General features: G+C 67.6%; 20 protein-coding genes. 4 read left to right on the top strand and 16 right to left on the bottom strand.

Annotated features, from left to right (window positions below; translation table 11 throughout):
• Window positions 1-5 precede the first annotated feature (5 nt).
• The 5 genes from IEY58_RS03890 to IEY58_RS03870 form a co-directional block, all read right to left on the bottom strand.
• On the bottom strand, window positions 6-872 hold the full coding sequence (locus IEY58_RS03890; RefSeq protein WP_189042734.1) for an HpcH/HpaI aldolase/citrate lyase family protein: 867 nt from the start codon (window positions 870-872) through the stop codon (window positions 6-8).
• A gap of 17 nt (window positions 873-889) precedes the next feature.
• Window positions 890-2,098 (bottom strand): ABC transporter substrate-binding protein, encoded by a 1,209-nt coding sequence (locus tag IEY58_RS03885; protein WP_189042732.1) that lies wholly within the window; start codon window positions 2,096-2,098, stop codon window positions 890-892.
• Window positions 2,099-2,128: 30 nt separating this feature from the next.
• Window positions 2,129-3,082, bottom strand: coding sequence for a BKACE family enzyme (locus IEY58_RS03880; protein ID WP_189042730.1), 954 nt, complete (start codon window positions 3,080-3,082; stop codon window positions 2,129-2,131).
• Window positions 3,083-3,084: 2 nt separating this feature from the next.
• Window positions 3,085-3,858, bottom strand: a complete 774-nt coding sequence (locus IEY58_RS03875; protein WP_189042728.1) for an enoyl-CoA hydratase/isomerase family protein — start codon at window positions 3,856-3,858, stop codon at window positions 3,085-3,087.
• Between the two features lie 63 nt (window positions 3,859-3,921).
• Window positions 3,922-4,656, bottom strand: a complete 735-nt coding sequence (locus IEY58_RS03870) for a FadR/GntR family transcriptional regulator (RefSeq protein WP_189042726.1) — start codon at window positions 4,654-4,656, stop codon at window positions 3,922-3,924.
• 122 nt (window positions 4,657-4,778) lie between these two features.
• On the opposite strand from IEY58_RS03870, the gene IEY58_RS03865 reads away from it, so the two are divergent.
• Window positions 4,779-5,969: a CaiB/BaiF CoA transferase family protein gene (locus IEY58_RS03865; protein WP_189042724.1), complete on the top strand. Its 1,191-nt coding sequence runs from the start codon at window positions 4,779-4,781 to the stop codon at window positions 5,967-5,969.
• Between the two features lie 68 nt (window positions 5,970-6,037).
• Here the strand turns inward: IEY58_RS03865 and IEY58_RS03860 are convergent, their stop codons facing one another.
• Window positions 6,038-6,859, bottom strand: a complete 822-nt coding sequence (locus IEY58_RS03860; RefSeq protein ID WP_189042722.1) for an alpha/beta fold hydrolase — start codon at window positions 6,857-6,859, stop codon at window positions 6,038-6,040.
• A gap of 355 nt (window positions 6,860-7,214) precedes the next feature.
• Between IEY58_RS03860 and IEY58_RS03855 the strand changes: the two genes are divergently transcribed.
• Both IEY58_RS03855 and IEY58_RS03850 read left to right on the top strand, forming a co-directional pair.
• A complete protein-coding gene (locus IEY58_RS03855; protein ID WP_189042720.1) occupies window positions 7,215-7,814 on the top strand; it encodes an AraC family transcriptional regulator in 600 nt (199 codons plus the stop codon).
• A 129-nt stretch (window positions 7,815-7,943) separates the two neighbouring features.
• On the top strand, window positions 7,944-8,867 hold the full coding sequence (locus tag IEY58_RS03850) for a helix-turn-helix transcriptional regulator (RefSeq protein ID WP_189042718.1): 924 nt from the start codon (window positions 7,944-7,946) through the stop codon (window positions 8,865-8,867).
• A gap of 33 nt (window positions 8,868-8,900) precedes the next feature.
• On the opposite strand, the gene IEY58_RS03845 is transcribed toward IEY58_RS03850, so the two are convergent.
• The 10 genes from IEY58_RS03845 to IEY58_RS03800 all read right to left on the bottom strand — a co-directional run bounded on the left by IEY58_RS03845 (window position 8,901) and on the right by IEY58_RS03800 (window position 18,778).
• Window positions 8,901-9,572 carry a YoaK family protein gene (locus IEY58_RS03845; protein WP_189042716.1) on the bottom strand — a complete coding sequence of 224 codons (672 nt, stop codon included), beginning with the start codon at window positions 9,570-9,572 and terminating at the stop codon, window positions 8,901-8,903.
• A 4-nt stretch (window positions 9,573-9,576) separates the two neighbouring features.
• Window positions 9,577-11,016: an alginate export family protein gene (locus tag IEY58_RS03840; RefSeq protein WP_229743464.1), complete on the bottom strand. Its 1,440-nt coding sequence runs from the start codon at window positions 11,014-11,016 to the stop codon at window positions 9,577-9,579.
• Window positions 11,017-11,023: 7 nt separating this feature from the next.
• Window positions 11,024-11,458 carry a cupredoxin domain-containing protein gene (locus IEY58_RS03835; RefSeq protein WP_189042714.1) on the bottom strand — a complete coding sequence of 145 codons (435 nt, stop codon included), beginning with the start codon at window positions 11,456-11,458 and terminating at the stop codon, window positions 11,024-11,026.
• A gap of 70 nt (window positions 11,459-11,528) precedes the next feature.
• Window positions 11,529-12,434 (bottom strand): glyoxalase, encoded by a 906-nt coding sequence (locus IEY58_RS03830; RefSeq protein WP_189042712.1) that lies wholly within the window; start codon window positions 12,432-12,434, stop codon window positions 11,529-11,531.
• A gap of 29 nt (window positions 12,435-12,463) precedes the next feature.
• The gene (locus IEY58_RS03825; RefSeq protein ID WP_189042710.1) at window positions 12,464-13,429 is read right to left on the bottom strand and encodes a quinone oxidoreductase family protein; all 966 of its coding nucleotides are present in this window, start codon (window positions 13,427-13,429) and stop codon (window positions 12,464-12,466) included.
• A gap of 13 nt (window positions 13,430-13,442) precedes the next feature.
• Entirely contained in the window at window positions 13,443-14,861 is a 1,419-nt protein-coding gene (locus tag IEY58_RS03820) for an alginate export family protein (RefSeq protein ID WP_189042708.1), read from the bottom strand.
• A 7-nt stretch (window positions 14,862-14,868) separates the two neighbouring features.
• A complete protein-coding gene (locus IEY58_RS03815; RefSeq protein ID WP_189042706.1) occupies window positions 14,869-16,755 on the bottom strand; it encodes an amidohydrolase in 1,887 nt (628 codons plus the stop codon).
• Complete coding sequence (locus tag IEY58_RS03810) at window positions 16,752-17,039, bottom strand: XapX domain-containing protein (protein ID WP_189042704.1); 288 nt, start codon at window positions 17,037-17,039, stop codon at window positions 16,752-16,754. Before IEY58_RS03810 ends, IEY58_RS03815 begins: the two co-directional genes overlap by 4 nt.
• Window positions 17,040-17,099: 60 nt before the next feature.
• Window positions 17,100-17,756, bottom strand: a complete 657-nt coding sequence (locus tag IEY58_RS03805) for a hydrolase (RefSeq protein ID WP_189042702.1) — start codon at window positions 17,754-17,756, stop codon at window positions 17,100-17,102.
• A 98-nt stretch (window positions 17,757-17,854) separates the two neighbouring features.
• Complete coding sequence (locus IEY58_RS03800; RefSeq protein ID WP_189042700.1) at window positions 17,855-18,778, bottom strand: LysR family transcriptional regulator; 924 nt, start codon at window positions 18,776-18,778, stop codon at window positions 17,855-17,857.
• Between the two features lie 143 nt (window positions 18,779-18,921).
• Between IEY58_RS03800 and IEY58_RS03795 the strand changes: the two genes are divergently transcribed.
• Window positions 18,922-20,172 carry an MFS transporter gene (locus IEY58_RS03795; RefSeq protein ID WP_189042698.1) on the top strand — a complete coding sequence of 417 codons (1,251 nt, stop codon included), beginning with the start codon at window positions 18,922-18,924 and terminating at the stop codon, window positions 20,170-20,172.
• Window positions 20,173-20,253 lie beyond the last annotated feature (81 nt).

Below are 20,253 nucleotides of genomic sequence, written 5' to 3'. Positions count from 1 at the left end.
CTCTCCTAAAGGCCGGCGCGCGCCAGCAGGCTCTGGGCCTGCTTCAGGTGCGGCATATCGAGCATCTGCCCGTCGAGCCCGACCGTACCGGTGCCGGCTTCGGCGAAGGCGGCGACGACACGGCGCGCCCAGGCGATCTCCACCTCGCTCGGCGTGAAGGCGCGGTTGATGATCGGCACCTGGTCCGGATGGATCGCGATCTTGCCGCGGAAGCCCATGCGCCGGCCCTCCTCGGTCTCGCGCGCGATGAGGCCCGAGTCGCGGAAATCGGCAGTGATCGTGTCGATCGCCGACACGCCGGCGGCGACGGCGCCCATGAGGCAGAGCGAGCGCGCCAGCTCGTACGGCGGCGCATAGGCGCCGTCGGCCCGCCGGTTGGTGCCGGCGCCCAAGGCGGCCGCCAGGTCTTCCGCCCCCCAGGTGAGTCCGGCGAGGCGCGGCGTGCGGCCGCGATAGGCGCCGAGCTGGAACATGCCGAGCGCCGTCTCGGTCGCGACCGGCATGATCTTCGTCCGACCCGGCTCAAGCCCGTTCGCCGCCTCGAACGCGTCGAGATAGTGGCCCAGCACCGTGACTTCCTCGGCGCTTTCCGGCTTCGGCAACAGGATGCCGTCCGGGCCGCCTGGCATGATGCCGGCGAGATCGGCGAGCGCCAGCGGCGTTGCGAGCGGATTGATGCGGACCCACAGCTTCTGGCCGGCACGGTCGGGCCGGGACGCGAGATATTCCCGCACGAGGCCGCGCGCGGGGGCCAAGTTCTGGACCGCGACCGAGTCCTCGAGGTCGAGGATCAGCACGTCGGCGCCACTCGCCGCCGCCTTTGCCATCTTGCGTTCCGAATCGCCGGGCACGAACAGCCAGGACCGTTCCATCGGGAACTCCTCCGAGATCAGGATTTGACGAAAGGGCAGCCACCGGCCGCGAGCGGGCGGAACGCGTCCTCCGGCTTGATGGCGCTGATGATCTTGTAATAGTCCCACGGGTACTTGGATTCGGCCGGCGTCTTGACCTGGGCCAGGTAGACCGGGCGGATGAGCCGCCCGTCCTCGCGTAATGTCGCCCCCGGCGCATAGAAATCATCGACCGGCGTCGCCTTCATCTTGGCCATGACCGTGTCCGAATTCTTCGTGTGCGTGGCAATCACCGCCTGCAGGTAATGGCGCACGGCAGAATAGGTCTCGGCATGCTCGCGCGTCGGCATGCTGCCGCCCATGAGGGCGGCATAGCGCTTCGACCAGGCCCGCGTTTCCGGCGTGCGGTCCCAGTAGAAGCCGGTGGTGAGATAGAGGCCCTGGGCCACGTCCAGGCCCAGCGTATGGACATCGGTGATGAACAGGCCCATGCCGACCAGCGCCTGTCCGCCTTGAGCGATGCCGAAATCGTGGGCCGCCTTGATCGCGTTGATCGTGTCGCCGCCCCCATTGGCAAGCGCAATGACCTTGGCGTGGGAAGCCTGGGCCTGCAGCAGGAACGATGACATGTCGGCGACGGCGACCGGGTGCTTGACCGAGCCTACGATCTTGCCGCCATGGGCGAGCACCACCTTTGTCGCCTCCTCCTCGGCGCTGTGACCGAAGGCATAGTCGGCAGTCACAAAGAACCAGGTATTGAGGCCCTGGTTCAGCAGGGCGATCGGGGTCGAGGACGCGAGCGTGTAGGCATCGTCGGTCCAGTGCGCGGAATAGGGCGAACAGGCCTTGCCCGTCAGATCCGTCGTCGCGGCGCCCGTGATCAGGAAGATCTTCTTGCGTTCGCGGGTCAGGTTCTGCACCGCCAGTGCCACCGCCGAATTCGGCACGTTGACGATGGTGTCGACGCCGTCATTGTCAAACCAGCCGCGCACGATCGACGAGCCGACGTCGGCCTTGCCCAGATGGTCGGCGCTCAGCACCTGCACGTCGAACTTGGCAGCGGCCAGTTCCGATTTCAGATCGTCGATCGCCATCTGGGTCGCAACGATGGCGCCCTTGCCGGACGAGGCCGAATAGGTGCTGCTCAAGTCGGTCAGCACGCCGAGCTTGACCGTCTCGGCTTCAGCCGTCACTGCCAGGCCGAGACCGAGCGCCAGCAAGGCGCCACAGATGCCCTTCATGTGCATGGTGTCCTCCCCGTTGGTCTTTTTGGTTGTTCAGAAGGCGACCTGATCGCCGCCCTTGAGGCCGAGCTGGGCGCGCGCCTCGGCCGGCGTCGCGATCTCGAGGCTCAGGTCCTCGAGGATGCGGCGGATCTTGGTGACCTGCTCGGCATTGCTCTTCGCGAGCTCGCCCTTGGCGATATAGATGCTGTCCTCGAGCCCGACGCGGACGTTGCCGCCATAGATGCCGGCGAGCGTCGTGAAGGCCATCTGGTGGCGGCCGGCCGCCAGCACCGACCAGTGGTAATCCGTGCCGAACAGCTTGTCGGCGATGTGGCGCATATGGACGAGATTGTCCGGGTCGGCGCCGATGCCGCCCAGGATGCCGAAGATCGTCTGGATGAAGAACGGCGGCTTGACCAGCCCGCGGTCGACAAAATGCGCCAGGTTGTAGAGATGGCCCACATCGTAGCATTCGAATTCGAACTTGGTGCCGCAGCCCTGGCCGAGCTCCGTCAGGACGAATTCGATGTCCTTGAACGTGTTGCGGAAGATGAAGTCCCGCGTCATCTCCAGATAGGCGGGCTCCCAGGCGTGCTGCCAGTCGCGCGGCTTGTCCAGGCCGGGGAAGAGCCCGAAATTCATCGAGCCCATGTTGAGCGACGCCATCTCGGGCCGGGTCACGAGTGCTGCTGCCAGCCGCTCGGTCAAGGCCATGCCGTGGCCGCCGCCGGTCGAGATGTTGATGACCGCGTCGGTTGATTGCTTGATGCGCGGCAGGAACTCCATGAACACGGCCGGATCCGGCGTCGGCTGGCCGGTATCCGGCTTGCGTGCGTGCAGATGCAGGATCGCGGCACCGGCCTCGGCGGCACCGATCGCCGCCTCGGCAATCTCGGCCGGCGTGATCGGCAGGTAGGGCGTCATCGAGGGCGTATGGATCGAGCCGGTGACGGCGCAGGTGATGACGACCTTGCGGCCGGTTGCCTTAGGTTTGCTCTCGACCATGCTCATCTTCCCTTGAATTCGGGGGCGCGTTTCTCGGCGAAGGCGCGAGTGCCTTCCTGGACGTCCTCGGAGGTCTGCAGCAGGCGCAGCATCGCCTGTTCCATCCGGAGCCCGTCGGCGAGGCCGAGGTCGCGGCTGCGGATCGCCAGCTCCTTGGCGCTCTGCACCGCAAGCGGCGCGTTCCGCGCGATGCGCCGGGCAGCCGCCATCGCGGTGTCGACGAGCTCGCCCGCGGGGACGATCCGGTTGATCAGGCCCCAGCGCGCCGCCGTCTCGGCGTCGATCGGGTCGCCGGTCAGCAGCAGCTCCATGGCGATCGGGTAAGGCAGCTGCTGCAGGATGCGCTGGGTCCCACCGTTGCCCGGGAACACGCCGCGCTTCACTTCGCTCAAGGCGAAACTCGCATGCGGGGCGGCGAAGCGCAGGTCGGTCGCAAGCAGCAGGGTCATGCCGCCGCCCAGGCAATAGCCGTTCACGGCAGCAATGATCGGCTTCCAGACCTCGAGCCCACGATTCAGCAACTGGCCCTTCTGGCTCAGCATGAACTCGGCCAAGTCAGGCGCCTGGCCGATGAAGCTCTTGAGATCGGCGCCGACCGAGAAGGATTTCTCGCCGGCGCCGGTAATGACGGCAGCGCGGATCGCCCGGTCGTCGCGAATGCGGATCCAGGCGTCCGACAGCAGGCCGTAATGCTCGGCGTCCATGGCGTTCAGCCGATCGGGCCGGTTGATCGTCACCAGGGCGACGCCGTCCTCGAGGTCGAAGTCGATACTCATGCGCTGCAGCACCCTCCCTTGTCTCCGCCGCCGTCATTGTTTCGACGCGCGGCGCATGCGCGCTCAGGTCAGCACGACGGTCTCCGGCCCGACCTGCTCGACCGTTTCGCAATAGGCGCGCAGATGGCGGGCCATGCGCCGGCGTGCGGCCTCTGCATCGCCCTCGACGATGGCGCGCTGGACGCGCGCATGGGCGCCAAGGACGATCTGGCGCATGTCCAGCGAGACGAAATCCTCGACATGCGGGTCGTGCAGCCGCGGGCCCAGCGCCTGCATGACCGCGACCAGCAGCGCGTTGTGGCTGGCGCGCGCGACGGCCAGATGCCAGGCGGCGTTCAGAGCCAGGTAGCGGGCGGAATCGATTGTCGGATCGGCCATCTCCCGGCTGATTTCCTCGAGCGCCGCAATATCCTGCGGCGTGCGGTGCTGGGCCGCCAGCGCCGCCAGCGCCGGCTCCAGCGCCTCCATGGTCTCGAGCACGGCGGCGAACGGCACCTGCTGGCCGCGGATGAAGAAATCGAGCGAGCGCTCGACGCCCTCCGCCCCCGGCAGGCGTGCCACCCGGCCGCCGCTGCGACCGGCCCGGGTCGTGACCAGCCCCTCGGCTTCGAGGATGCGCAGCGCCTCGCGCACCGAGCCACGGCTCAGACCCGTCTGGTCGCAGAGGTCCCGCTCGTTCGGCAGCACGGCGCCGGGCGGGATCTCGCCCTTCAGGATCTGCTCGCGCAGGTGACCCGCCAGCGCCTCGTAGGTCCGCTCGACCCGGATCTGTCCCAGCTCGATCACTTCACCCGTCATGGCTCGCCCGCGTCCGCTCTGTTGACAGGACGTGATGCTATGGCCCTATTATCTGATTGTCAAATGGTCGGACCAAATAAATTGCGATCGAGGCCGACCGGACGTCGAGGGAGGGATGGCCGATGTTCAAGCCGCTCGCTGGCATGCGCGTGCTCGATTTCACCAAAGTGCTGGCCGGGCCGTTGTGCACCCAGTACCTGGGCGACCTGGGCGCCGAGATCCTCAAGGTCGAGCCGGCTGAGGTCGGCGACGAGACGCGCCGTTGGCCGCCGTTCCGCGACGGCGAGGGTGCGGTGTTCCTGAGCGTCAACCGCAACAAGCGAAGCCTGGCGGTCGATCTCAAAACTGCCGAGGGGCGCGAGATCGTGCGCCGCCTGGCACGCACGACCGACATCGCCATCGAGAGCTACGGCACCGGCGTCGCCGAACGGCTCGGTATCGACTATGCGGCGCTCAAGGCGGAGAAGCCGGACCTGATCTATTGCAGCATCTCGGGCTTCGGACGGTCAGGCCCGCGGGCGAACGGCCTGGGCTACGACGTCATCCTGCAGGCGTTCAGCGGCATCATGAGCCTGACCGGCGAGAAGGGCGCCGGCCACATCCGCAGCCCGATCTCGCCGATCGACCAGGCGACGGGCCTGCACGCGCTCTCCGGCATCATGGCAGCGCTCATCCAGCGCGGCCGGACCGGCGAGGGCACGCGGCTCGAGGTGTCGCTTTACGAGACCGCCGTCGCGTTCCTTGGCTACAACCTGCAGAGCTTCTGGGAAAAGGGCGTGCAGCCGGAGAAATGCGGCTCGGGCCATGAATCGCTTTGCCCCTATCAGGCGTTCGAGGCGTGCGACGCGCCGCTGATGATCGGCATCGCCAACGACAATCTGTGGCAGCGCTTCTGCCGGGCCGTCGGGCGCGAGGAACTGATCCTGGACCAGCACTTCCGCACCAACCCGGACCGGGTCCGGCATTTCGCCGAGACGGTCGCGACGGTCCAGGCGATCATCGGCGCCCGCCCGCGCGACGAATGGATAGGCCTGCTGAGCGGCCTCGGCGTGCCCTGCGCGCCGATCAACACGCTGAACGAGATGCTGGACGATCCCCATACCGCGGCGCGCGGCATCGTGCTCGACTACCAGCACCCGACCTTGGGGCCGATGAAGACCATCGCCCACCCCGTCGTGTTCAACGGCGCGCCGCGCGCGGTCGAGCAGGCCCCGCCGCTGCACGGCGAGCACACGCGGCAGATCCTCGAACTGGCCGGCTACGACGCCGCCGCCATCGAACGGCTCGTGCAGTCGGCCGTGGTCGTGGCCTGAGCCTCGCTGCCGAAATCGCGCTCGGCAGCGAGAACCAGGCCGTCGACAATATCTGACAAGCCGGCTGCTCAGCCTTTGATGAAATCGAGCAGGTCGGCGTTGATCTGGTCCAGGTTGGTCTCGGCGACGCCGTGCGGGCCGCCGGGGTAGACCTTGAGCACGGCGCCCTTGATGAGCTTGGCCGTGAGCACGCCGGAGTTGGCGAACGGCACGATCTGGTCGTCGTCGCCGTGGATCACCAGGGTCGGCACGTCGATCTGCTTCAGATCCTCGGTGAAGTCCGTCTCGGAGAACGCCTTGATGCAGTCGTAGAGGCCCTTGGCACCGCCCTGCATGCCTTGCAGCCAGAACCCGTCCGCAAGCCCGGCCGACACAATGTTGCCCGGCCGGTTGGCGCCGTAGAACGGCACCGCGATGTCCTTGAACAGCTTCGACCGGTCGGCGAGGAAGCTTGCGCGGAGCCCGTCGAACACTTCCATCGGCAGGCCACCCGGATTGGCCGCGGTCTTGAGCATGATCGGCGGCACGGCGCCGATCAGCACCGCCCTGGCGACCCGCTTCGAGCCATGGCGCGCGATGTAGCGCACGACCTCGCCGCCGCCGGTCGAATGGCCGATATGGATTGCATCCTTGAGGTCGAGCGCCTCCGTCAGCGCCGCCAGGTCATCGGCGTAGGTATCCATGTCGTTGCCGTGCCACGGCTGGTTCGACCGGCCGTGGCCGCGGCGGTCGTGCGCGATGACGCGATAGCCGTGCGATCCCAAAAACAGCATCTGGCTGTCCCAGGCGTCGGCCGTCAACGGCCAGCCATGGCTGAACACGACCGGCTGCCCGCTGCCCCAGTCCTTGTAGAAGATCCGGGTCCCGTCCTTGGTGGTGATGGTGCTCATGACATGATCCTTCTCGCGTGACGACGGAGAGACGCCCCGCCACCTTCCGGTGCGGAGCCGTCTTGTCCCGGTCGCCCGCAAATTGGCCGAGGCTCTGCCGGAAGGATTGAACAAAAGTCCGCAATTTGCGCGATCGCCCGCGTGCCGGACGCGCTCGACAGCACCTTATTCGAACAACCATCGATTTTCTGTTCAAGACCCGGAGCCTCGCCCTCTTGCAGAATGCGGCCTTTCACCATCACAGCTCCTAGGGACCGCGTCATGGCCGGAATCGGGACGGACGACGATGCGATCGGGGGCGGGATCCTGGCGGCGCCGAGAGACGGCGGGGCAAGAACCCTGCAAGGATGATCCGATGGGACCGACCGGCGCCTACGGTCATCGGCTTGGCCGATATTTCGGGCTCGACGCCGCCCCCTCGCTCGTGACCTCGGGGCCGCGACGCCGGCGCTTCGCCGTAACGCGGCTCTGCTGCGGCCGCGATCAACTCGGCCTGAAACAGACGATTCCTGCGGAGGATGCGTTCATCGTCATCCTGCATCTGGCCGCCATTGGGCATCTCGAGCTATGGCGCCACGGGCACCCGGTCTCGGCCGGCACCTATGCGCCCGGCTCGATCAGCATCGCAAATCTGATGGACGACTTCGCGGTCTCGATCGGCGGCCCGCTCGATTGCCTGAGCTTCTACATGCCGCGGCCGCTGTTCGACGCCCTGGCCGACGAGGCCGGCGCCCCCAGGCTCGAAGCCCTCCAATGCGCGCCCGGCCACGAAGACCCAATCATCGAGCAGATCGGCGCCGCCCTGCTGCCCCTGCTCGCCAGCCCCGAGACCGTTGCACCCGGCTTTCTCGAGCACATCGCGCTCGCGACCACGGTCCATGTCGCCCACACCTACGGCAACCTCCGCCTCGACGCCTACGCGCCGTTTCTCCGGTGGGACCGTAAACTGCATTGAGCCCCGGGCGAGCATGCGCCTATTGGGCAAGCGACGTGACTCCTCTACAATATTCCCAGGGGTGCGGAGCACTAGAGTCCGCCAGATCGCGGCACTAGTGCTCCGCGCACCAATCTGGGCTCGACTCTGATGATCCGGCACCGATCCCCATCGGCCGAGGACAGCTGTTTCGCGCAGTATCTGTCCCAGCACTATGGCGAGAACCAGCGCGGGTTCCTTCGGACCGGCTGGGAACCGCACTCCGATCTGACCGTCCATCGCAAGCGGTCGGCGCTGCCGGTCTTCGGCCAAGTGTCGGCACCCGCACTGGAAGATGGGTTCCTCGTTTCGATTTCGCTCCGGGGCGACAGCCAGCAGCTCGTGCGCAACGGGCGCTTCACCGAGACTCGGTCCTTTCCGGCGGACTCGCTCGGGATCCGCGATTTGAGCGAAGCCTATGCGGCCTATCTGTGCAGCCCGTTCGACTTCCTGTTCTTCCATGTGCCCCGCGCGGCGCTGGATCGGTTGGCTGAAGAAAGCGGTGCCCGCCGGATCGACCGGCTCTTCAGCGGGCCGGGCATCGTCGATCCGATCGCGGCGAGCCTCGGGCGCGCCCTGCTGCCGGCCTTGAGCGATCCTACGGTGGCCAAGGCGCTGTTCGTCGAGCATGTGGCATTGGCGCTCAACAGCCACCTCGCCCAGACCTATGGCGGCCTGCAGGTGCCCGCGGCGCGGCAGATCGGGCGCCTGTCGGGCCCGCAGGAGCGGCGTGCCAGGGAGCTCCTGCTGCTGCATGTCGGCAAAGAGGCCTCGATCACGGCCATCGCCGCGGAATGCGGCCTGTCGCGCAGCTATTTCATCAAGGCGTTCAAGCAGACGACCGGCATGACGCCGCACAAATGGCTGCTCGATCGCCGGATTCAGCAGGCGAAAGACCTGCTGCTGCGTCCCGGGACGGCGATCGCCGAAACGGCCGTCGATTGCGGCTTCGCCGACCAGAGCCACCTGACCCGCGTATTCACGAGCGTCGTCGGGATGCCGCCCGGCGCCTGGCGGCGCGAACACGCCGCGTGACTGTGAATTACATGGGCGACATGCCGGCCGTCATCAGGCGGCGGCCGTCGTGCGCAGCGCCATCGAGAGCAAGCCCAGGACCGGCGGCACAACGAAGCACCAGACGTTGAGGAAGGCGTAGAATGTCGCCGCCAGGGCGCAGCCGACGGCGAAGCTCGCGACGCTGATCGACATCCGAACGAGGCGGGAGCGTGCGGCCGCTCTCGCCTCCGCCGGCAGATCGCCGATGAGATCGGCCACGTCGATCATGATCTGGGTGGTCGTGCCGGTCATGAGCGTGGTCGGCGGCGCGCTCGCCAGATGGATCCGATGGGCGGCGTTCTGGATCGCCATGGCCGAGACCAGGACCATGCCGGTGGCGAGCGCCGTCCAGGCATCGCCGTTGGTGAAGGGGCCGAACCGGATGGCGAGTGCCGCCCCGGCGATGAGCAGCGCCACTTTCAGGCCGAGCATCGTCGGCAGCACGGGCAATCCCAGACGCGGGAGCCCGCGGCCGAGCCACCTCGTCACGATCACCACCAGGCAGAACATCGGCAGGGCCAACAGCTTCGCCAAGGCCCCGGAGGTGCCGAGCACGATCGCCGCACCGAACGTCACGAAATTCCCGGTGACATGCGCCGTGAACAGGCCCTGCAAGGCCAGGAACCCGGCCGTGTCCACATAGCCGCCGTTGAGGCTCAGGAGCGCCGGCAGATCGAGCTTCATGGTCTCACCACCCGTATTTGATCTCGACGCCGACGTAGTCGCTGTTGTGGCCGCCGGCGCGCCGGATCGTATCGCCCACTTGGAAATGCACGGCCTCGACCGCGAAGGCGGTGGACCGCGACACGGCCCAGTCGAGCCGCACCTGACTATAGGCGCCTGTATAGAGGTCGCCCCGGCCCGCCGTGTTGCGCACCGGCACGTTCGGCTGGGTATAGACGGCGTCTGCCGTGCTCTCCCGCCATTGCGGTGCCGCGGCAAACATCAGCTTGGCATCTTCGAACGGGTGGATCGTGACCGACGGCTTGACCTGGACGAAGTTCGTATAGCCGGTGTAGCCGGCGAGCGTGACATAGGCGCCGTTCGGGAAGAGCGGGTTGAACGTCCCGAGCGTCCGGTCGTGGGGATTGCTGTCGCCCGACGCCGCATCGATCTGCAGCCCGAGCCGGGGCGTCAGGGGCAGGTTCGCGAAAGTATAGCCGCCGAGCGAGCCCATGCCCCAGGCCTCGACATCCTCGTTGGATATCCGCCCGAATTGCCCCATCCCCTCGACGTCCCAGTCGAAGCCTGCGGCCGTGCCGTCCAGATGGACGTCGAAATTCTCCCGCCGCTCGTTGCCGGTGACGCTCAGGTACCGGGCGCCGTCCTGGGTGTAATGGGAGTAGTAGGCCGAAAGGCTGATCGCCTGGGTGAGCCTGCGCTCGACGCGCAGCACGCTGAATGTCAGATGACCGTTGCTGAAATCGTCGAACGCCCGCCGGTCCCGCGTCTGCACCGGCTGGCTGTAGAAGCCGATGAAGCGCCAGGGCCAGGTCTCGTAATCGGCCCAGGCCGCGTCGTAGGACTGCCGCACGTTGGGCCCGTCGCGCACCGAGACGAAGCGCTGCAGGTCGAAAGCGAATTGCTGCCGGCCGAGCCGCAGCTTCAGCGTGCCGTCGCCCGCCGGCTCCGTCACCACGACGAACGCCTGCTCGATGTCGGCGCGATTGCGGTCGACCGGCACCAACTGCGTCTTGCCCGGCGCGAAGTCGCTCTGCAGCTGCAGGAAGCTTTCGACATGCTGGCCCACATGCAGGTCGGCATGCAGCTCCGTGCGGCTGATCACATAGTTCTGGGAGCGGTTGCCGGCGGTCCCGAACTGGGCCGCGGAATTGGACTCGAACCGCTCGCGGATCGTGGCGCCGAACGACAGATAGGTCTCGGGATCCGTCGCCGACAGCGGGATGTACTTGAGCGCATCGAGCGGCTCGCGCGGCACGCGGGGATCGGCCAGGACCGACCAGTCCTCCTGCCAGCGGTTGAACATGATCGCGGGTCGCGCCGGCGGCGCGTCCTGCGCCCGGGCGCGCTCGAGGTGCCAGCAGGCGAGTACCAGAACGGCAGCACCGATGGCGCGCATCGGGTGCCGGCCCATCGCGTTCGTGCCCGGTGCGGTGGCGGGATGCATGCCGACGCTATCCCCCCGGTTGCACGGTCAGCGTCAGGATCTCCTCATGCCCGCCGCAGTCGCAGATGATCTGGTACGTGCCGGCGGCCATCGGCCTGAGCGGAAATGACGCCATTTTGAAGTTCCCCGGCCCGGCGTTGTGGCTCTTGTTCTCGCGGGGCTGATTAGTCGGCAGCAGGGTCGGCTCGATCCCAAGCGCCGGGCTGCGGATCGAGGCCTCCATGAACCCGACGAGCCCGACCTTGAGCGTGGCCGGCGTCCCAGCCGCAAGGGAAATGCTGTCGGGATTGAAGTGTCCGTCGACGATGGTCGCGGTGCGCCAAACCGGTTGTTCGGAACCTTGGAACAAGCTGCATGCGGCAAGCGCTTGGCCGAGAAGCACCGTTCCGAGCACCAACCCCAGGCGAGCGGTGGCATGAGAGCTTTGCCGCATCGACGTCACTCCGATTCAACCCGCCGCCACCCGTTGGCTGGAACAGGGCGGCGGCCGTCCTGCCCCAGCCCCGTGCTCGTTAGTGCGCCGCTGCGCTGTGGATCTCGGCGACATAGCCGCCCGGGAACTTCACCATCGCCTCACTGCGCGCGCCAGTGCTGTAGGGCGCGACCAGCACCTCGGCACCGGCCGTCTTGGCCCTGTCGAGTGTGCCGGCGAGATCCGCCACCTCATAGCCGGTCATCTCGCGGCCGTAGGGATAGGGCAGATGCCCATCGGTCACGAACACGGCCATCTTGCCGAAGGTGGACGTGATGGCGACGCGGCGGAAGCTGTCGCTCGGCCGGCCGATCTCGATGCCCGGCGCCTGTTTCTCGTCGGCCGTCACCTTGCCGTGCGAGAACGCAAGGAAGCTCTTGACGAAGGCGTCGGCGCGGTCCGGCGAGACATAGACCCGGTTCTCCGGGATCGTCTTCAGCGCCGGATAGTCGGGCGCCGTCGTGTGCCAGTAGATCTGGGTGTTGATGCCGCCCGGCCATTGGATGATCGCGTCGCGCCCGATCGGGTCGGGGAAGGTCTGGACGATCACGTCGGCGCCGGTCGCGCGCGCCGCCATGACGGCCGCATCCATGTCGGTGACCAGATAGCCCGTCCGCTCGGCCCCGAACGGCGCCGGGACCGGCGTCTTGAAGCCGAACACCGAGACCGTGCCCGCCGGCGTCAGCACGAGCTGCGACATGGTGAGGCTCGGCGTCGGCGTCACGGTAAAGACGCCCTGCTTCGTCGTGGTGCCGCCGAAGGTCGCGGTGAGGCTCGCCACGAACTTGTCGAAATCCTCGGGCGCTACATAGACGTGCGTCGTGTCGTACTGCGGGGCGACGGCCACGGCCGGGCTGTCCTTGGCCGCGAAAGCCGAGGGCGCTGCTGCGAAAGCCAAGCCGGCAGCCAGGGCCGATGCCGAGGCGAGACGGGCGATGAGGTGCATGACAGAAACTCCGGACGGGTTCTTGGTTGTTACGGCGTGAGGACCACTCGACCGGCCGTGCCCTTGGCGACGGCTTCGTAGGCCGCCCGCGCCTCCTCCAGCGGATAGGTCGCGGCGATGACCGGAGGAGAATACGCGCCGCTCTCGAAGCCCGGCACCAGGTCGGCCAACAAGGCCGCGGACGCGGACGTATCAAGCTTGCGGCTGTCGGCGCCGAAGATGCGGCTTTCGTTGTGGTAGAAGTCGATCACGTCGAACTCGACGCGCCGCTTGCCGGTACCGCTGATTTCGACCAGACGCCCGCGATGGGCGAGCGAAAGCAGCGCCGGCTCGAACATGACCCCGCCTACGGCATCGAACACGACCGAAGCGCCGGTGCCGCCGGTCAGGCGACGGACCTCGGCCGGGACATCCGCGTCGGCCGGAACATAGTCATCGATCAGACGGCCAGCCGGCGACTCCGGCGATGGCGGCCTGCGGTCGATCGCCATGACCCGGCAGCCGCGCGCCTTGGCGATCTGCACGACGGCACCTCCGACACCGCCGCCGGCGCCGACGACCGCGATCGTCTCACCGGCGGCGAGCCCGGCATAGGTCACGGTGCCGAGCCAGGCAATGACGAAGTTGACGCCGATCGCCGATGCCGTCGCATGGTCCAGGTTGGTGGGCTTGCGCACCAGCGACGCGATAGGAAAGGCAATCCGCTCGGCGTGAGTCCCATCCTCCAGGAAGCCGATATCGCCGCCGGTGCCCCAGACTTCGGCGCCGAGCCATTCCGCAGGCCCATGCTCGACGATGCCGGAGAAGTCGCGCCCCGGCACGCGCGGCAACACCGTGTGCTCCATCTGGCCCGCCACGTTCTTGACGTCGCTGGGGTTGACCGACGCCGCCTTGATGCGGATGACCGCCGTCGCCTCGTCGGGCTGGGGGTCCAGCAGCGTGGCCAGCTGCAGCTTGGACGGGTCGCCGAACTCGGTGAACTGGATCGCGCGCATGTCGTGTCTCCGGTCAGAAGTTGAAGGTCGTCCAGACGCCCACCCAGTCGATGTCCTTGGCGCCTGCGGCCTTCAGGAAGCCGTCGGCGGCGAAATGCGTATAGGCGAGGTTGAGGTCGAGATTGGCCGTCGCGTACCACTCGACCTGGGCCATCGACGAGGTGCCGAGATAGCGCCGTCTGTTGGCATTGCCCGGCACCACGGGCAGGCCCGGCGGCTGGTAGAAACCGTCGTGGGTATTCTCACGCCAGAGCCATTCGACGCCGACGGTGAAGGCGAGGTCGCGGCGCGGCTGGATCTGCAGCGTGGGATAGACGGAGATGTCGTTCATCGGCGTCTGGATACTGGCCTCGGTGAAATAGTTGTTCTTGGGGAACAGCGGATAGAACGTGCCGAGCGTGCCGGACCCTCGCGAATTGCCGCCGCTGTCGATGTCGGCCCTGAGGCCGAGCCGCGGCGTCGCCCAGAGCGAGGCGAAGGTCCAGCCGGTGTCGGAAGAGACAGCGAAGGCGTCGATGTCGCGATTGCCGAACCGGCCGTATTGATAGACACCCTCGACATTGTAGTCGACCGGTCCGACCGCGCCGAACAGCCGCGCGCCGACCGTGTCGCGCCGCTCGTCAGCCCGGCCGGCATCGAGAACGGCGTTGCGGCGAATGAGACCCAGCCAATAGAGATCGACCTTGAGCCCGGGCACGGGTGCGACCGGCACGGTGCCGTAGACCCCATAGAATTCCTGCGTCGGGTCGGGCTGGTCGTCGAACAGCCCCTGCTTGTCCTCGACCGGCCGGGTCCAAAACGCATCGACCCGTAGGCTGCCGAGGCTGAGCCACATGCGGGCGCCATCGAAGCTCTGGCGGATGTTCGGCCCCTCACGGATGTCGACGAGGCGGTTCGAGCCGAACATCATCTCCTGCCGGCCGCCGCGGAAGCCCCACTCGGCGCCGTCGTCCACCGGCAGGTTGGCCTCCACGAAGCCCTGTGCCAGGTCGAGCCGGTCCACGTCGGTCGGCGTCGGCCCCGGCCGGCGCCCGGTCTCGAGCTCGTCGCCCAATTGCGCGAACAGGCGGAACGACGGCCCGAGGTGGACATCGGCATTGAGCAGGGCCCGATGCAGCAGATAGCTCTCGCCGCTCGAGCCGCCGGCCTGGCGGAAGCCGAAGGCCGGCTCGCTGAAGCTCTCGAACCGCTCGCGCAGGCTGCCGCCGACATTGGCATAGAAGGTCGGATCGGCGCTGAGCGGAATGTTCTTCAACCCATCGAGCACACCGGTCAGCGAGGCCGGGTCCCGGAAATCGTCGTCATAGCGCAGCGGCCCGAAGGGCGTCGGCGGATCACGCACAACCTGGGCGTGGCCTGTTGCCGCCAGCAGCGGCAGCAGGCTCACTGCCGCCACCACGCGGCACAACCAGCCCCAGGGCAGCTTCGCCATTCAACGCTCACACCGCCCAGCAAGCGCAGCCGAGCGCGCCCCAGAAGCTTTTCAGGTCCGAGATCGGCAGCTTGGCGCCCCAGGCCGTCGCATGGTCATGGCCATGGACGTTGCAGTGATGCGCGCAGCCGCAGGATTGTGCCGCTTGGCTCTGCAGGTTCGCCTGCCCGCCCGCCGGCTCGCCCCAGGCGGCATAGCCGCCGTAGGTCCGCACCGGCGACCAATCGGGCATGGCCGGCGGCACCGGGTTCTCGTCATGCGCGGCGAAGTCGCCGGCGCCATAGACCACCTTGCCACCGACCAGGGTCAGGAGCGCGGTCGTGTCGGCGATCTCGCCCTCAGCACAGGCGAAATAGTCGCGGTCGGGCACCACGAGATCGGCGAACTGGCCGATTGCGATCCGGCCCTTCTTGCCTTCCTCGTTCGAGAACCAGGTGACCTTCTCGGTCCACATGCGGAGTGCGGTCTCGCGGTCGAGGCAGTTGCGCTGCGGCGTGATCCGCAAGCCCCCAACCGTACGGCCGGTCACGAGCCAAGCGAGCGAGACCCACGGATTGTAGGAGGCGACGCGGGTCGCGTCCGTGCCGGCCGAGACGTTGACGCCCTTCTCCAGCATGCGCGCGACCGGCGGCGTCGCCTCGGCGGCGCCCGGCCCATAGCGCTCGACGAAATATTCGCCCTGGTAGGCCATGCGGTGCTGGACCGCGATGCCGCCGCCCAAGGCCGCGATCCGGTCGATCGAACGCTCCGAGATCGTCTCGGCATGGTCGAAGAACCAGTGCAGCCCTTCGAGCGGGATCTCCTGGTTCACCCGCTCGAACACGTCGAGCGCCCGGGAGATCGTCTCGTCGTAGGTCGCATGCAGTCGCCAGGGCCAGCGGTTCTCTGCCAGCACGCGCACGACCACTTCGAGCTCGCCCTCCATCTCCGGCCCCATGTCCGGGCGCGGCTGGCGGAAATCCTCGAAATCGGCGGCCGAGAACACCAGCATCTCGCCGGCGCCGTTGTGCCGGAAATAATCGGTGCCCTGCTTGTACTTGGACGTCTTCGTCCAGTTGAGGAAATCGTCCTTCTCGGCCTTGGGCTTCTGGGTGAAGAGATTGTAGGCGAGCCGGATCGTGAGCTGGCCCGCGTCCGAGAGCTGCTGGATGACCGCGTAATCCTCCGGATAGTTCTGGAAGCCGCCGCCGGCGTCGATGGCGCCGGTGACGCCCAGCCGGTTGAGCTCGCGCATGAAGTGCCGGGTCGAGTTGACCTGGTAGTCGAACGGCAGCTTCGGCCCCTTGGCCAAGGTCGCATAGAGGATGCCGGCATTGGGCTTGGCCAAGAGCAGGCCGGTCGGGTTGCCGGCCGCGTCGCGGATGATCGAGCCACCCGGCGGCTCCGGCGTGTCCTTGGTGTAGCCGACGGCGCGCAGGGCTGCCGCGTTCAGCAGCGCCCGATCATAGAGATGCAGGATGAAGACCGGCGTGTCGGGGGCCACGGCGTTCAGTTCCTCGATCGTCGGCAGGCGCTTCTCGGCGAACTGGTGCTCGGTGAAGCCGCCGACGACGCGCACCCATTGCGGCGGCGGCGTGATCGCGACCTGGCGCTTCAGCATGGCCATCGCGTCGGCGAGCGAGCGCACGCCGTCCCAGCGCAGCTCCATGTTGAAGTTCAAGCCGCCGCGGATGATGTGCAGGTGATTGTCGATCAGGCCGGGCAGCACGCGCCGGCCCTTGAGATCGATCACCTTCGTGCCCGGTCCGGCAAGCGGCATCACCTCCTCGTCGCGACCGACGGCGGTGAACTTGCCATTCGTGATTGCCACCGCGCTGGCATTCGGGTTCGCGCGATCGAGCGTGGTGAAGAGGCCGCGATGCAGGATCAGGTCGGGCGCGGGGGTCGCGGTCATGAGCGTTTCTCCACGGGTTCGGCCGGCGTGACCACGGCTTGGGCCGAGTGATGGCCCGGTAGCATGCCGAAGAGGTGGCCGGTGCAGTTCGCCTGCTTCCAGGCGGCGGCGAGGCTCGTGCCGGCCAGCAGCTGCTTGCCGACGGGAACGACCTGCTCGCCCACGAGGATGCCGAGCAGGCCCACGAGGGCGACGAGCGGCGGGGCCGGAGAGCGGACGCCCAAGAGGCTGTAGATCAGCCCGACCAGCACGCCGGCGCCGAGCGAGACGAAGTAGATGCGCATAGGATCGGCCCTATCGACGAAGGCGCGGCCGGCGCCCAGCGGACGCCGGCCGCAAGACCATCAGTGCCCTTCGGAGGAATTGAACATCGACTTGGCGTAGATGATGCCGAGCCCATAGGCGCCGCCGTACTTCTTGGCGATGCCGGTGGTGAGCTCGTAGGTCTCGGTGCGGGCCCAGTCGCGCTGCAGTTCGAGCATGTATTGCAGCGACGTCATCGGCCGGGCGCCGGCCTGGACCATGCGGTCCATCGCCCGCTCATGCGCCTCGGTCGAGACGTCGCCGCAGGCGTCGGCGATGACATAGACCTCGAAGCCCTGGTCGAGCGCCGAGAGTGCCGGGCCGACGATGCAGACGCCGGTCCAGAGGCCGGCCAGCGCGATGCGCGGCTTGCCGATCCTGTTGACCTCGGCAATCACCGCCGCGTCTTCCCAGGTGTTCATCGAGGTCCGGTCCAAGAGCTTCTGGCCCGGGAATGCGTCGGTGATCTCGTTGAACATCGGGCCGGAGAAGCTCTTCTCCGCCACGGTGGTGAGAATGGTCGAAACCCCGAAGCCGGCCGCCGCATTGGCGACGAGCGCCGCGTTGGTGCGCAGGTTGATCGCGTCGATCGACTTGGTCGCGAACGACATCTGCGACTGGAAGTCGATCATGATCAGCGTGTGATCCTTCGGGGTCAGCAGCTTGGCACCGGGCGTCGGCGTAGCGGTAATCGGCATGATGTCTTCCTCACAAGCAGGTCGGTTAGGTCTTTCGCGAGGCAGATAGCGCCCGATCACGGGCCGTCGTCTTGTCGATTGGGCACCCGGTTTGAAGATTAGAGCGCTGGACTGCGCTCCGGCCTGAAGTCGCCCAGATCCGCATGGTCGGCCCGCAGCGCCGCCTCGAGCGTCGCGATGAACAGCCGCTGCTTGGGCAGCACCAGGCGCGAAGACGGATAGACCGCCCAGATGGTCTGCTCTTCCGGGCGCGCGTCCGAGAGGGTGAGCGACACGAGCTTGCCGTCGCGGATTTCGTCGCGCGCGTTCCAGGCGGCGAGCAGGGTGATCCCGCCGCCGCCGAGGCAGGCGGACCGCAGCCCTTCGAGGCTGCTCGCCGTGAACCGGCCGGCGACCCTGACCCGACGTTCCTTGCCGGCGACCTCGAACGGCCAGTGGGTCATGCCCGTTACGACGAGGCATTCATGGCGGGCAAGGTCGTCGATCGTCTTGGGCGTGCCACGCTCGGCCAGATAGCTGGGTGCCGCACAGAGCAGCCGCGGACTGGGCGCCAGGCGGCGCGCAACCAGGCTGTTGTCGCGCAGCCGCCCGATCCGGATCGCAAGGTCGGCGCCGCTCGCCACGATGTCGACAACGCTGTCGGTGAGCTCGAGATCGATGCGCAAGTCCGGGTTCTGGCGCAGCAGCCGGGGCACCAGGGGTGCCACGACCCGCCGGCCGAAGGAGGCTGAAACGGTGACGCGCAATAGCCCCGAAACGCCGGCGCTGGCACTGCGCAGGCTCGCGCGTGCCGCCGCCTCGCTCTCGACGATGGCCTGCGCATAGGGCAGGAACGCCTCGCCTTCGGCCGTGAGCGAGACGGACCGCGTGGTGCGGTGCATGAGCCGGATGCCCAGGTCGCGCTCGAGGGCGGCGAGCCGGCGCGTCGCCAGCATCGGGGAAAGGCCCAGCCGACGCGCGGCGGCAGCCAGGCTGCTGGCCTCGGCCGCAGCGGCGAAGACGATCACGGCTTCCGTGTCCATTATATCGCTTTCCGTTATTCCGACACCTCGGATCCAGTCACTACAGCAGATTCGGTCGACAGGCCAAATAGCCCTCGAGCTTTGCTCCTTGTGCGAAAGGGGCTCCCTGGTAGGAAAGGGCACGATCGATGAGTGAGCGATCGATGAGTGAGCAATCGGTGAGTGAGACTGCGGCCGTAGCAACGCTCGGCAGAGCGCCGGCCCTCGGCAAGGGCCTGACCTTGGCCATGGCGATCGCCTGCGGCGTCGCCGTCGCCAACATCTATTACAACCAGCCGATGCTCGGCATCATCGAGCGCGACTTTTCCGGCACCAGGCTGACGGGCCTGATCCCGACGGCGACCCAGCTCGGCTACGCCGCGGGCCTGTTCTTGCTGGTGCCGCTGGGCGACCTCCTGGATCGGCGGCAGCTGATCGTGGCGCAGTTCTTGGCTCTGGCCATGGCACTCGTCGTCGCAGCCGCCGCCCCCACGGCTGCCGTCCTCGTGCTGGCCTCGCTCTTGGTCGGCGCCACCGCCACGGTCGCGCAACAGATCGTGCCGTTCGCAGCCGCCCTCGCGACACCGGAGCGGCGCGGCAGCACGATCGGCACGGTGATGAGCGGGCTTTTGTGCGGCATTCTGTTCAGCCGGACACTTGCCGGCTTCCTCGCGAGCCATGCGGACTGGCGCACGACCTTCTGGGTCGGCGTGCCGCTGGCGCTCCTGGCCGCCGGCGCCATGGCCATCGTGCTGCCGCGCCGGCACGGCCGCAGCGGTGCCCGTAGCAGCATGATGGGCGGCATGAACTACCATCGTGCGCTCTTCTCGCTGTTCCATCTCTGGCGTGACGAAGGTGCCTTACGCCAGTCGACGGTCATGCAGGCCGCCATGTTCGCGTCGTTCACCGCGTTCTGGACGATCCTGGCCTTTCATCTGGAGGAGCCGGCGCTGCACCAGGGGGCGGACGTCGCCGGCCTGTTCGGCGTGGTCGGCGCCGTCGGCGTCTTTGCGGCACCGCTGGCCGGGCGGCTCGCCGACGCCCGAGGCCCGAAGCTGGTGATCGCGCTCGGCGCCGCACTGGCCGTCGGCGCCTGGGTGCTGTTCGGCCTCTGGGGCACGATCCCCGGCCTCGTCATCGGCGTCATCGTGCTCGATTTCGGCATCCAGAGCTCGCTCGTCTCCAACCAGCACGTGGTTTATGCCCTTCGGCCCGAGGCACGCAGCCGGATCAACACGATCTTCATGACCGGAATGTTCATCGGCGGCGCGCTCGGCTCGGCCGGTGCCACCGCGGCGTGGCAGTTCGGCGGCTGGCAGGCGGTCAGCCTGTTCGGCGGCGTGCTCGCCGGCCTCGCACTCGTGATCGAGCTTATGTCGCACAAGGCACGGCGACGCTCGCACCACAAGCGCTGATCCCGGACCCCGAAAGGGGGACTGGCATTCGGCCAATGCGACACCACACTTTCCGTCAAACACGCGGCGGCAGCGACAAGC

This window comes from Aliidongia dinghuensis, from assembly GCF_014643535.1.
GTDB lineage: Bacteria > Pseudomonadota > Alphaproteobacteria > ATCC43930 > CGMCC-115725 > Aliidongia > Aliidongia dinghuensis.
This window is presented reverse-complemented; position numbering and strand designations above follow the sequence as displayed.

What these genes read in the sequence shown, in the direction of transcription:
- IEY58_RS03850 (WP_189042718.1), top strand. Translation starts at nt 7,944, where the DNA reads ATGATCCGGCACCGATCCCCATCGGCCGAGGACAGCTGTTTCGCGCAG.
- IEY58_RS03855 (WP_189042720.1), top strand. Translation starts at nt 7,215, where the DNA reads ATGGGACCGACCGGCGCCTACGGTCATCGGCTTGGCCGATATTTCGGG.
- IEY58_RS03810 (WP_189042704.1), bottom strand. Translation starts at nt 17,039, where the DNA reads ATGCGCATCTACTTCGTCTCGCTCGGCGCCGGCGTGCTGGTCGGGCTG.
- IEY58_RS03860 (WP_189042722.1), bottom strand. Translation starts at nt 6,859, where the DNA reads ATGAGCACCATCACCACCAAGGACGGGACCCGGATCTTCTACAAGGAC.
- IEY58_RS03870 (WP_189042726.1), bottom strand. Translation starts at nt 4,656, where the DNA reads ATGACGGGTGAAGTGATCGAGCTGGGACAGATCCGGGTCGAGCGGACC.
- IEY58_RS03830 (WP_189042712.1), bottom strand. Translation starts at nt 12,434, where the DNA reads ATGCACCTCATCGCCCGTCTCGCCTCGGCATCGGCCCTGGCTGCCGGC.
- IEY58_RS03890 (WP_189042734.1), bottom strand. Translation starts at nt 872, where the DNA reads ATGGAACGGTCCTGGCTGTTCGTGCCCGGCGATTCGGAACGCAAGATG.
- IEY58_RS03805 (WP_189042702.1), bottom strand. Translation starts at nt 17,756, where the DNA reads ATGCCGATTACCGCTACGCCGACGCCCGGTGCCAAGCTGCTGACCCCG.
- IEY58_RS03880 (WP_189042730.1), bottom strand. Translation starts at nt 3,082, where the DNA reads ATGGTCGAGAGCAAACCTAAGGCAACCGGCCGCAAGGTCGTCATCACC.
- IEY58_RS03865 (WP_189042724.1), top strand. Translation starts at nt 4,779, where the DNA reads ATGTTCAAGCCGCTCGCTGGCATGCGCGTGCTCGATTTCACCAAAGTG.
- IEY58_RS03875 (WP_189042728.1), bottom strand. Translation starts at nt 3,858, where the DNA reads ATGAGTATCGACTTCGACCTCGAGGACGGCGTCGCCCTGGTGACGATC.
- IEY58_RS03845 (WP_189042716.1), bottom strand. Translation starts at nt 9,572, where the DNA reads ATGAAGCTCGATCTGCCGGCGCTCCTGAGCCTCAACGGCGGCTATGTG.
- IEY58_RS03800 (WP_189042700.1), bottom strand. Translation starts at nt 18,778, where the DNA reads ATGGACACGGAAGCCGTGATCGTCTTCGCCGCTGCGGCCGAGGCCAGC.
- IEY58_RS03885 (WP_189042732.1), bottom strand. Translation starts at nt 2,098, where the DNA reads ATGCACATGAAGGGCATCTGTGGCGCCTTGCTGGCGCTCGGTCTCGGC.
- IEY58_RS03840 (WP_229743464.1), bottom strand. Translation starts at nt 11,016, where the DNA reads ATGCATCCCGCCACCGCACCGGGCACGAACGCGATGGGCCGGCACCCG.
- IEY58_RS03795 (WP_189042698.1), top strand. Translation starts at nt 18,922, where the DNA reads ATGAGTGAGCAATCGGTGAGTGAGACTGCGGCCGTAGCAACGCTCGGC.
- IEY58_RS03825 (WP_189042710.1), bottom strand. Translation starts at nt 13,429, where the DNA reads ATGCGCGCGATCCAGTTCACCGAGTTCGGCGACCCGTCCAAGCTGCAG.
- IEY58_RS03815 (WP_189042706.1), bottom strand. Translation starts at nt 16,755, where the DNA reads ATGACCGCGACCCCCGCGCCCGACCTGATCCTGCATCGCGGCCTCTTC.
- IEY58_RS03820 (WP_189042708.1), bottom strand. Translation starts at nt 14,861, where the DNA reads ATGGCGAAGCTGCCCTGGGGCTGGTTGTGCCGCGTGGTGGCGGCAGTG.